Genomic DNA, 10,572 nt, shown 5'->3' with positions numbered 1-10,572 from the left:
GCCCCGCCCGCCGACGGCAGCGCCCCGACTCCGCCGACCCCTTCCGCCGACGGCACGGCCCCCACGCCGCCCAGCCCGGGCCAGGCGCCCACGCCCGGTCAAGCCCCCACCCCCGGAGCCACACCGCCCGCGGCGAACGGGAGCTGAACGACGCCGCGCCGCGCCGACCGCGTCCAGCACGTGGTCAGCGCGGTGCGGCACGATCGTCGTATGGCGACGCGAGGGAACCGAGGCGCCCGCGCCACGTCTCCGTCGAACCCGCAAGCGCGGTCCGTCGCCCGCACCTCCGCCCGACCCGCAGCCCGACGCCCGAAGCGCAGCCCGGCCCGCGTCCGCCAACTCCGCCGGCGACGCTGGACCGTCGGCATCCTCGCCGCCCTCGTCCTCGGGCTCGTCGTCGCCGCCACCGTCCCGCTCGTGCACCTCGTCGCCGCGTGGAACTCCGACTGGAACGTCGCGGCGCGCAAGGCCACGGTCGACCTCACCGGGTTCGACCCCGGCTTCCTCATCGACGACGCCGCGTTCTACGACGGCAACGCGATGGATGCCGACGAGATCCAACGTTTCCTCGACGACCAGATCGGCGTCTGCGAGAACGACGCGTGTCTCAACGTCCTGCGCGCCGACCTCCCCGCCCGCGACGCGATCGTGTCGCAGGACACGGGGGAGACGGTCTGCGCGGCCTACGACGGCGGCAACCTCACGGCGGCGCAGATCATCGACCGCGTGCAGCGCGCGTGCGGCATCTCGGCGAAGGTGCTGCTCGTGACTCTGCAGAAGGAGCAGAGCCTCGTGTCGGGGCGGATCGCCCGTGCTCCGTCGCCCGAGGCGCTCGGCGCCGCGATGGGCGCGCGCTGCCCCGACGACGCCGCGTGCGACCCCGGCCAGGCGGGCTTCGCCGCGCAGGTCGCGCAGGGCGCGACCGACCTCAAGGCCTACCGGGCGTCGGCGTTCATGCGCCAGCCCGGCACTCACTACATCGCGTACTCGCCCGACCCGGCGTGCGGCGGCAGCGACATCGAGATCCGCAATCATGCCACCGCCGCGCTGTACAACTACACGCCGTACCAGCCGAACCCCGCGGCGATCGCCGCCCGGTGGGACAAGGGCGACGGCTGCTCCTCCTACGGCAACCGCAATTTCGCGCTCTACTGGAAGCTGTGGTTCGGCCCGTGACCGGCAGAATCACAGTGTTGTGATTTCGTTATGAAGCGGCGATAATGACCGAGACAACCGAACAGCCGCCACCGCTCTCGCGCAGGTCGTAGGGGAAGACGTACCTGACGAAGGAGAGACCATGGCGACCACGTCTTCGCGCGGAGTGATCCTCATCCACTCGGCGCCGCGCGCGTTGTGCCCCCACCTGGAGTGGGCGGCGGGACGCGCACTCGGCCGTGCGGTCAACTTCGACTGGTCCGACCAGCCGGTGCTCGCCGGCAGCCGCCGGGCCGAGTTCTACTGGGAGGGCCCGGTCGGAACAGGCGCCGCCCTCGCGAGCGCCATCCGCGGTTGGGAGCACCTCCGCTTCGAGGTGAGCGAGGATCCCACGCCACGCAGCGACGGCGGCCGCTGGATGCACACCCCGGGGCTCGGCATCCACTATGCCCAGACCGATTCGGCCGGCAACGTCGTCATCGGCGAGGACCGCGTGCGCTACGCGATGGACGTCGCGGCCGGGGATCCCTTCGAACTGCAGCGCGAGCTCGACGTCGCCCTGGGCTCCGCCTGGGACGAGGAGCTCGAGCCGTTCCGCCACGCCGGCGACAACCAGCACATCGTCTGGTTGCACAAGGTCGGCTGACAGACGTCGGGTGGGGGAGGCGCCACTACCGGAGGCCGGTGACCGCTTCCCGGCACCGGGATCGCGTATCTCCCTCCCGACGACGAACCGAACGCCCCCGTCATCCCGCCGCAGTCGGGGGATGCCGGGGGCGTTCGGCTGTGATCAGACGGAGGCGATCGCGACGACGGCGTTGTGGCCGCCGAAGCCGAACGAGTTGCTGATGGCCAGCTGGTCGCCCGAGCCGAGCTCGACCGGCGAGCCGGAGATGGCGAACGGCACCTCGGGGTCCTGCTCGGTGAGGTTGATGGTGGGCGGCGCGACGCGGTTCTTCAGCGCCAGCACCGTGAAGATCGCTTCGAGGGCGCCGGTGCCGCCGAGGAGGTGACCCGTGGATGCCTTCGTCGCCGACACGGGGATCTCGTCGACGCGGTCGCCGAAGACCGCGCGCAGCGCCTGGTACTCGTTCGGGTCGCCGACGGGGGTGGAGGTCGCGTGGGCGTTGATGTGGGTGACGTCGTCGGGCGACGCTCCCGCCATCTCCAGCGCCATGCGCACCGCGCGGGCGGCACCGCGGCCCTCGGGGTCGTTGGCGGTGATGTGGTACGAGTCGGCGGTGACGCCGCCGCCCACGATCGTGGCGTAGATCTTGGCGCCGCGAGCCTTCGCGTGCTCCTCGGTCTCGAGGATCAGCACGCCCGCGCCCTCGCCCATGACGAAGCCGTCGCGGTCGATGCTGCCGGGACGCGACGCGGTCTCGGGGGAGTCGTTGCGCTTGGAGAGCGCCTGCATGGAGGCGAAGGACGCGATCGTGATCGGGTGGATCGCCGACTCGGTGCCGCCGGCGATCACCACGTCGGCCAGGCCGTCGCGGATGTGCTGCACCGCGTTGACGATCGATTCGGTGCTCGACGCGCACGCCGACGCCACGGTGCGGGCGAACGCGCGGGCGTTGAAGTGCAGCGACAGGTTGCCGGCCGCGGCGTTGGGCATGAGCATCGGGACCGTCATCGGCATGACCCGACGCGGGCCCTTCTCGCGCAGGGTGTCCCAGGCATCCAGGAGCGTCCACACGCCGCCGATGCCGGTGGCGAAGTCGACACCGAGGCGATCGGGGTCGATGTCGGGGCTGCCCGCGTCTTCCCACGCCTCCTTCGCCGCCACCATCGCGAGCTGCGAGGAGGGGTCGAGGCGCTTGGCGACGGGACGCCCGAGCACCGTCTCGGGCCGCACGAGCGCTTCCGCGGCGAACGTGACGGGCAGCTGGTACTGCTCGACCCACTCGTGCTCGAGGGTGCGCGCGCCCGACGCACCGGAAAGCAGGGCGTCCCAGCTCTCGGGTGCCGTGCCACCGATGGGCGAGGTGGCACCGATACCGGTGACGACGATGCGGGATGTGCTCATGGTGTGATCCTTGGTGCGGCCGGAGGGGTCGTGACCGGTGGGGGCCGTGGCCCCCACCGGGAGGGTCAGGACTGGTTCGACGTGATGAACGTGACAGCGTCGCCGACGGTCTTGAGGTTCTTGACCTCGTCGTCGGGGATGGTGACGCCGAACTTCTCCTCGGCGTTGACGACGATCGTCATCATCGAGATCGAGTCGATGTCGAGGTCGTCCGTGAAGGACTTCTCCAGCGCGACCTCGTCGGCCGAGATGCCGGTCTCGTCGGTGATGAGCTCGGCCAGGCCGGCGAGAACCTCGTCGTTGGTGAATGCCATGATTTCTCCTGTTGTTGGGGGCGGCCCGGGGAGTCGTCCGGGCCCCGATCAGTCTAGAGTTCGAGGACGCTGCGTCAGGGAAGCACGACGACCTGCGCGCCGAACACCAGACCGGCGCCGAAGCCGATCTGCAGCGCGAGGCCGCCGCTGAGCTCGGGGTGCTCCTCGAGCAGTCGGTGGGTGGCCAGCGGGATCGACGCCGCCGAGGTGTTCCCGGTGGTCTCGATGTCGCGGCCGATCACGACGGTCTCGGGCAGCCCCAGCTGCTTCGCGAACTCGTCGATGATGCGCATGTTGGCCTGGTGCGGCACGAACGCCGCCAGGTCGCAGGGCTGGATGCCGGCGGCCTCGATGGCCTGTCGGGCGACCTTGACCATCTCCCAGACGGCCCACCGGAACACGGTGGGACCCTCCTGGCGGAGCGTCGGCCACGGGGCCACACCGTCGCGGAACTCGGTCAGCGTGTGGTTCATGCCCACCGCGTCGGCCTTCGAGCCGTCGGAGCCCCAGATGGTCGGGCCGATGCCGGGGGTGTCGCTCGGGCCCACGACCACAGCGCCCGCGCCGTCGCCGAGCAGGAACGAGATGCTGCGGTCGGTCGGGTCGACGACGTCGCTGAGCTTCTCGGCACCCACGACGACGACGTGCGTCGCGAGACCGCCGCGGATCAGGGCGTCCGCCTGCGCGACGCCGTACGCGAAGCCCGCGCAGGCCGCGTTGACGTCGTACGCGGCCGCCGGGTTGGCGCCGATGCGGTCGGCGACGATGGCCGAAGCCGACGGCGTCTGCTTGGGGTTGCTGATCGTCGCGACGATCACGGCGTCGATGTCGCTCGGGGCGACACCGGACTTCTCGACGGCCTCGGCCGCGGCCGCGGCGGCGAGGTCGATGGCATCCGTCTCCTTGTTGGCGCGGACGCGCGTGACGATGCCGGTGCGCTGGCGGATCCACTCGTCGCTCGAGTCGATCGGACCGACGAGGTCGTCATTGGGGACGAAGTTCTCGCCGCGGGCGGCGCCGTACGAGTAGATGCGGGTGTGGGCCGGGCCCTGGAGCTGACGGAGGACGGGGGTGCTCATGCCTGCTCTCCCTTCAGGAGTGCGACGGCCGCGTCGAGGTCGTCCGGGGTCTTGACTGCGACGGTCGGGGTGCCGCGCAGCGCGCGCTTGGCCAGGCCCGTGAGGGCACCGGCGGGCGCGAGTTCGATGATGCCGGTCACGCCGTGCTCGGCGAAGGACGCCATGTTCCGGTCCCAGCGCACGGGCGAGGCGACCTGCGAGACGACGAGGTCGACGGCGCGACGACCGTCTTCGACGACGGAACCGTCCGAGTTGGTCCACAGCGTGGTCTGCGGCGCGGAGACGGTGACGTCGGCCGCGGCGGCGCGGAGCGTCTCGACGGCGGGCTCCATGAAGCGCGTGTGGAAGGCACCGGCCACCTGGAGCGGGATGACGCGCGATCCGCGCGGCGCCTCGGCCGCGAGCTCGGCGAGGGCCGACAGCTCACCCGCCGCGACGATCTGGCCGCCGCCGTTGTAGTTGGCGGGCGTCAGACCCAGCTCGGCGAGCCGGTCGAGCACCGTCTGCTCGTCGCCGCCGACGACGGCGCTCATGCCCGTCTCGACCATCGCGGCGGCCTCGGCCATCGCGCGACCGCGGATCCCGACGAGACGCAGCGCGTCTGCCTCGGACAGGACACCGGATGCCGCCAGCGCGGCGAATTCGCCGACCGAGTGGCCCGCGACACCGTCGGCGCCTTGGCCGGCGCGGTCGCGCAGAACGCCCCACGACAGCAGGCTCGCGGCCACGATCAGCGGCTGCGCGACGCTCGTGTCGCGGATCCGGTCGGCATCCCATTCGGTGCCGGCGGCGAGGAGGTCGACGCCGGCGTGCTCGGAAGCCTCGGCCAGACGCTCACGCGTCCCGTCGATCTCGAGCCACGGCGAGAGGAACCCGGGGGTCTGGGAACCCTGCCCGGGGAAGACGGCGATGATCACCGTCCCATCCTGCCAAGGATCCGGCGGGCCGTTCTGGAGATATCGGCACAGAAAATCGGCGTGTCTTTGTGCGCGCCGTGCATCAGCGGGGGAGCGTGGCGCGCCGAACACCCGTTCCGCGTCGGCGCGTGGCATCCGTTCCGATCGATCCGAGGATCAGGGCCGTCTGCAGGATCAGCGCCTCGCGGGGGCCGGTGGCATCCCACCCGATCACCTCGGATACGCGCTTCAAGCGGTACCGCACGGTGTTGGGGTGGACGTACAGCTCGCGCGCCGTCGCTTCGAGCGAGCGGCCGTTGTCGAGGTAGCTCCACAGCGTCGCGACCAGGTCGGCGCTGTGGGCGTGGAGCGGGCGGTACACGCGCTCCACGAGCGTCTGCTTGGCCACGGCGTCACCGGCGAGAGCGCGCTCGGGGAGCAGGTCGTCCGCCTCGACCGGACGCGGGGCGTGCCGCCACGCGCGCGCAACGGCGAACCCGGCGAGGGCGGCGCGGGCGCTCTGCCCGGCGTCGACGAGGGCGGCGACGGCGGGGCCGAGGACGAGGTGTCCGGAACCGAAGCTCGGCTCGAGGCGCTTCGCGATCTCGGTGAACGGCAGCTCGGTGGCGTCCTCGCGGCCGCGGACCGGAAGATCCGCGCGGCCCACGACGAGCACGAGCCGAGAACCCTGCACGCCGATGAGCACGTCGACGCCCAGCTTGCGCGAGGTGCGGCGGACGTGGTCGACGTCGAGCTGCGGGGGAGTCGTGCCCACGAGCACCGCGACCTCGCCGTGGCCGTGCCACCCGAGGGCGGCGATGCGGCTGGGGAGTTCGTCGTCCGCTTCGCCGGTGAGGATCGAGTCCACGACGAGGGCTTCCAGCCGCGCGTCCCACAGGCCGCGGGCCTCGGCGGCGCGCGCGTAGACGTCGGCCGCGGCGAAGGCGACCTCGCGCGAGTACGACAGCATCGCCTCGCGCACGCGTTCGCTGCGTCCCGCGACGCGCTCCTCCATGACCTCGACGGTGACGCGGACGAGCTGCAGGGTCTGAGTCAGGCTGACGCTCCGCAGCAGCTCACGCGGGGCTGCGGCGAAGATGTCGGCCGCGATCGCGGGGGTGGAGGCGGGCTCCTCGAACCACTGCAGGAACGACGTGATGCCCGCCTGTGCCACCAGCCCGACCGCGGAGCGGCGGGCCGGCGGCATCTCGGCGTACCAGGGCAGTGTCTCTTCGAGGCGCTGGATCGTCGCGGTCGCGAGGTCGCCCGAGATCCGGCGCAGCCACGCCAGGGTCTCGGCCTTCTCCTCGGCGGCCCGGGAGGGGACGGTGTTCCCGCTCCCTCCCGAACCGTCGACGGCCGCGCGATCGGTCACGCGGATCAGGCCTCGCCGCCGGCGTTCCCGCTCGTACCGGCGTTGACGTCGTACAGGCGGTACTTCTCGATGGCCTGGCCGACCACGGCGCGGTCGACCTTGCCCTCGTCCGCGAGACCCTGGAGGGTGCGGACGACGAGCGACGGGCCGTCGATCTTGAAGAAGCGACGGGCCGCGGCGCGGGTGTCGGAGAACCCGAACCCGTCGGCACCGAGCGTCAGGTAGCGCTGCGGCACCCACTGGCGGATCTGGTCCTGGACGGCGTGCATCCAGTCGCTGACCGCGACCACCGGGCCCTCGGCATCCCGAAGCTTCTCCGTGAGGTAGGCCGTGCGGGGCTCCTCATCGGGGTGCAGGTAGTTGTGCTCATCGGCGGCGAGGCCGTCGCGGCGGAGCTCGGTCCACGAGGTCACCGACCACACGTCGGCCACGACGCCCCAGTCGTCCTTGAGCAGACGCTGGGCCTCGTACGCCCACGGCACACCGACGCCCGACGCGAGGAGCTGGGCACGCGGGCCCTCGCCCTCGCCGACCGAGACGCGGTGGATGCCGCGGACGATACCGTCCACGTCGACGCCCTCGGGCTCGGCCGGCTGCACCAGCGGCTCGTTGTAGACCGTGATGTAGTACATGACGTTCGGGTCGGGGTGCTCGCCGCCGTACATGCGCTCGATGCCCGAGCGCACGATGTGCGCGATCTCGTACCCGTACGCGGGGTCGTACGACACCGTGGCGGGGTTCGTGGATGCCAGCAGCTGCGAGTGTCCGTCGGCGTGCTGCAGGCCCTCGCCCGTCAGCGTGGTGCGCCCGGCGGTCGCGCCGATGATGAAGCCGCGCGCCATCTGGTCGCCGGCCGCCCACTGGGCGTCGCCCGTGCGCTGGAAGCCGAACATCGAGTAGAAGACGTAGACCGGGATCAGCGGCTCGCCGTGCGTGGCGTACGACGTACCGGCCGCGGTGAACGCCGCGAGGGCGCCCGCCTCGTTGATACCGACGTGGATGATCTGACCCTCGGGGCTCTCCTTGTAGGCCAGGAGCAGTTCGCGGTCGACCGACGTGTAGTGCTGACCCTTGGGGTTGTAGATCTTCGCCGTCGGGAAGTAGGCATCCATGCCGAAGGTGCGGGCCTCGTCGGGGATGATCGGCACGATGCGGTGACCGAAGCCCTTGACCCGGAGCAGGTCCTTGAGCAGGCGGACGAACGCCATCGTCGTGGCGACTCCCTGCGTGCCCGAGCCCTTCTTCGGCAGCGCGTACGCCTGGTCGCCGGGGAGCTCGAGACCCACGTGCGTGGTGCGGCGCTCGGGCAGGAAGCCGCCGAGCGCGCGACGACGCTCGAGCATGTACTTGATGGTCTCGTCGTTCTCGCCGGGGTTGTAGTACGGCGGCTGGTACGGGTTCTCTTCCAGCTGCGCGTCGGACACCGGGATGTCCATCGCGTCGCGGAAGGCCTTGAGGTCGTCCAGCGTCAGCTTCTTCATCTGGTGCGTGGCGTTACGACCCTCGAAGTGGGGGCCGAGGCCGTAGCCCTTGATGGTCTTGGCGAGGATGACGGTCGGCTGGCCCTTGTGCTCCTTGGCCGCCTTGAACGCCGCGAAGACCTTGCGGTAGTCGTGACCACCGCGCTTGAGGCCCCAGATCTGCTCGTCGGTGTAGTCCTTGACCAGCTCGAGCGCGCGCGGGTCGCGACCGAAGAAGTGCTCGCGGACGTACGCGCCGTTCTCGGCCTTGTACGTCTGGTAGTCGCCGTCGGGCGTCGAGTTCATGAGGTTGAGCAGTGCGCCCTCGGTGTCGCGGGCGAGCAGGTCGTCCCACTCGCGACCCCAGACCACCTTGATGACGTTCCAGCCGGCACCGCGGAAGAAGCTCTCGAGCTCCTGGATGATCTTGCCGTTACCGCGCACCGGGCCGTCGAGGCGCTGCAGGTTGCAGTTGACGATGAATGTCAGGTTGTCGAGACCCTCGTTCGCGGCGACCTGGAGCTGGCCGCGGCTCTCGACCTCGTCCATCTCGCCGTCGCCGAGGTAGGCCCAGACGTGCGAGTCGCCGACGTCCTTGATGCCGCGGTTGCTGAGGTACTTGTTCGACATCGCCTGGTAGATGGCGTTGATCGGACCGAGACCCATCGACACCGTCGGGAACTGCCAGAACTCCGGCATGAGACGGGGGTGCGGGTACGACGGGATGCCGTTCGGCGCGGCCGACTTCTCCTGGCGGAAGCCGTCGAGCTGCGCCTCGGTCAGGCGGCCCTCGAGGAAGGCGCGGGCGTACGTGCCGGGGGAGGCGTGGCCCTGGATGAAGATCTGGTCGCCGCCGGACGGGTCGTCGAGGCCGCGGAAGAAGTGGTTGAAGCCGACCTCGTACAAGGCGGCCGACGACGCATAGGTCGAGATGTGGCCACCGACGCCGATGCCGGGACGCTGCGCGCGGTGGACGGTGACCGCAGCGTTCCAGCGGATCCACTTGCGGTAGCGACGCTCGAGCTCTTCGTCACCGGGGAACTCCGGCTCGTTCGACTGCGCGATCGTGTTGATGTAGTCGGTGGTCGGCACCATCGGAACGCCGAGGTGCAGATCCTTCGAGCCCTTGAGCAGGCTCAGCATGATCTCGCGCCCGCGGCCGGGGCCCTTCGCCTGGACCAGCTGGTGCAGGGATTCCTGCCATTCCGCGGTCTCTTCCGGGTCGCTGTCCTGCGGCCCCTGCGAATACGGATCCTGATCGTGAACAGTCACGGAAGACCTTTCGTCGTCTGGCAGGTCATGCCAGAGAATCGCCATACTCGTGCGGCAACCCTTGTCTGCTCCGCACAATTCACCGTCGTCCAGCCTAGTCAGTCGCGACCCCGACGGATGCGCATACCCGGGCGACGGGGAATGGATGCCTCGGCGGCGAGGCATCCGATGTTTCCGACGCCAACGCGATGCTCCCGGCGGGGGAGTCGGTGCGGTCTAGCCTGAGCGCGTGACGTCGAAGGAATCCGCGGAATTCCGCACCCGGCCGGAGCACCGCTGGCCTGTGCTGATCTTCTTGGCGCTGGGAACCGTGTTGTACGCCGTGCTGCCGAGCGACATCTCCGGCGAACTGCGGTACGTCGTCGTGGGCGCGAGCCTGCTGTGCACGATCGCGATGGTCATCGCTCACCCGACCCGCTTCGACCGTGATTCGCGCGTGGGGCGCGCGTTCGCCCTCGCCTTCGTGTCGATCCTTCTTCTGGCGAACCAGGTCGCGTTCGTGCTTCTCGTCCGCCAGTTGCTCGACGGACAGGGCAACGGCGCCGTGACGCTGCTCGGCGCGGCGCAGGTGTGGGCGATCAACGTCATCGGCTACGGCGCCGTCTATTGGGAGATGGACCGCGGGGGGCCCGTCGCCCGCCGACGCGATCCCCGCGGTCAGTTGCAGCCGGCCGACTTCCAGTTCCCGCAGGATTCCGACGGGGATGCCGTGAGCGAAGTGAAGCGTCGGTCGTCCAACACCGCGGACTGGGCGCCCGGATACATCGACTACCTGTACTTCTCGGCATCCAACGCCATGGCGTTCAGCCCCACCGACGTGATGCCCCTGAGCGTCCGCGCGAAGCTGTTCATGATGGTGCAGGCCATCTCGGGGTTCGTCCTGCTGGCGCTGGTCATCGCGCGGAGCGTGAACATTCTGAACTGAGGTTCGAGTGGGGCCTGGCGCGTGGGTGCGGCCGTTGCCGCGTAGTGCCGGCGCGCTCCGGAGAGTC

General features: G+C 70.5%; 9 protein-coding genes. 3 read left to right on the top strand and 6 right to left on the bottom strand.

Translation table 11 applies throughout. The features are described 5' to 3' along the window. The first annotated feature begins 210 nt into the window (after positions 1-210). Positions 211-1,176 carry a hypothetical protein gene (locus tag AVW09_RS11415; RefSeq protein ID WP_063258192.1) on the top strand — a complete coding sequence of 322 codons (966 nt, stop codon included), beginning with the start codon at positions 211-213 and terminating at the stop codon, positions 1,174-1,176. A 121-nt stretch (positions 1,177-1,297) separates the two neighbouring features. Next, positions 1,298-1,801, top strand: a complete 504-nt coding sequence (locus AVW09_RS11410) for a DUF3145 domain-containing protein (protein ID WP_022880560.1) — start codon at positions 1,298-1,300, stop codon at positions 1,799-1,801. Positions 1,802-1,945: 144 nt separating this feature from the next. Here the strand turns inward: AVW09_RS11410 and AVW09_RS11405 are convergent, their stop codons facing one another. From AVW09_RS11405 to aceE, 6 genes are all read right to left on the bottom strand, one after another. Next, entirely contained in the window at positions 1,946-3,184 is a 1,239-nt protein-coding gene (locus tag AVW09_RS11405) for a beta-ketoacyl-[acyl-carrier-protein] synthase family protein (protein WP_063258191.1), read from the bottom strand. 65 nt (positions 3,185-3,249) lie between these two features. Continuing rightward, the gene (locus AVW09_RS11400) at positions 3,250-3,498 is read right to left on the bottom strand and encodes an acyl carrier protein (protein WP_022880558.1); all 249 of its coding nucleotides are present in this window, start codon (positions 3,496-3,498) and stop codon (positions 3,250-3,252) included. A gap of 74 nt (positions 3,499-3,572) precedes the next feature. Next, the gene (locus tag AVW09_RS11395) at positions 3,573-4,577 is read right to left on the bottom strand and encodes a beta-ketoacyl-ACP synthase III (protein ID WP_063258190.1); all 1,005 of its coding nucleotides are present in this window, start codon (positions 4,575-4,577) and stop codon (positions 3,573-3,575) included. Continuing rightward, on the bottom strand, positions 4,574-5,494 hold the full coding sequence (locus AVW09_RS11390) for an ACP S-malonyltransferase (RefSeq protein WP_063258189.1): 921 nt from the start codon (positions 5,492-5,494) through the stop codon (positions 4,574-4,576). The genes AVW09_RS11395 and AVW09_RS11390 overlap by 4 nt, the downstream gene beginning before the upstream one ends. Positions 5,495-5,576: 82 nt before the next feature. Next, entirely contained in the window at positions 5,577-6,764 is a 1,188-nt protein-coding gene (locus tag AVW09_RS11385) for a PucR family transcriptional regulator (RefSeq protein ID WP_063258197.1), read from the bottom strand. Between the two features lie 89 nt (positions 6,765-6,853). After that, the gene (gene aceE / locus AVW09_RS11380; RefSeq protein WP_063258188.1) at positions 6,854-9,580 is read right to left on the bottom strand and encodes a pyruvate dehydrogenase (acetyl-transferring), homodimeric type; all 2,727 of its coding nucleotides are present in this window, start codon (positions 9,578-9,580) and stop codon (positions 6,854-6,856) included. Between the two features lie 229 nt (positions 9,581-9,809). Between aceE and AVW09_RS11375 the strand changes: the two genes are divergently transcribed. Next, complete coding sequence (locus AVW09_RS11375) at positions 9,810-10,505, top strand: DUF1345 domain-containing protein (RefSeq protein WP_063258187.1); 696 nt, start codon at positions 9,810-9,812, stop codon at positions 10,503-10,505. Positions 10,506-10,572: the final 67 nt, after the last annotated feature.

The sequence above is a fragment of the Microbacterium sp. T32 genome (assembly GCF_001619615.1).
In the GTDB taxonomy this organism is placed as follows: domain Bacteria; phylum Actinomycetota; class Actinomycetes; order Actinomycetales; family Microbacteriaceae; genus Microbacterium.
The sequence above is the reverse complement of the archived record's forward strand: the minus strand, read 5'-3'. Positions and strand labels throughout refer to the sequence as shown.

What these genes read in the sequence shown, in the direction of transcription:
- AVW09_RS11415 (WP_063258192.1), top strand. Translation starts at nt 211, where the DNA reads ATGGCGACGCGAGGGAACCGAGGCGCCCGCGCCACGTCTCCGTCGAAC.
- AVW09_RS11410 (WP_022880560.1), top strand. Translation starts at nt 1,298, where the DNA reads ATGGCGACCACGTCTTCGCGCGGAGTGATCCTCATCCACTCGGCGCCG.
- AVW09_RS11405 (WP_063258191.1), bottom strand. Translation starts at nt 3,184, where the DNA reads ATGAGCACATCCCGCATCGTCGTCACCGGTATCGGTGCCACCTCGCCC.
- AVW09_RS11400 (WP_022880558.1), bottom strand. Translation starts at nt 3,498, where the DNA reads ATGGCATTCACCAACGACGAGGTTCTCGCCGGCCTGGCCGAGCTCATC.
- AVW09_RS11395 (WP_063258190.1), bottom strand. Translation starts at nt 4,577, where the DNA reads ATGAGCACCCCCGTCCTCCGTCAGCTCCAGGGCCCGGCCCACACCCGC.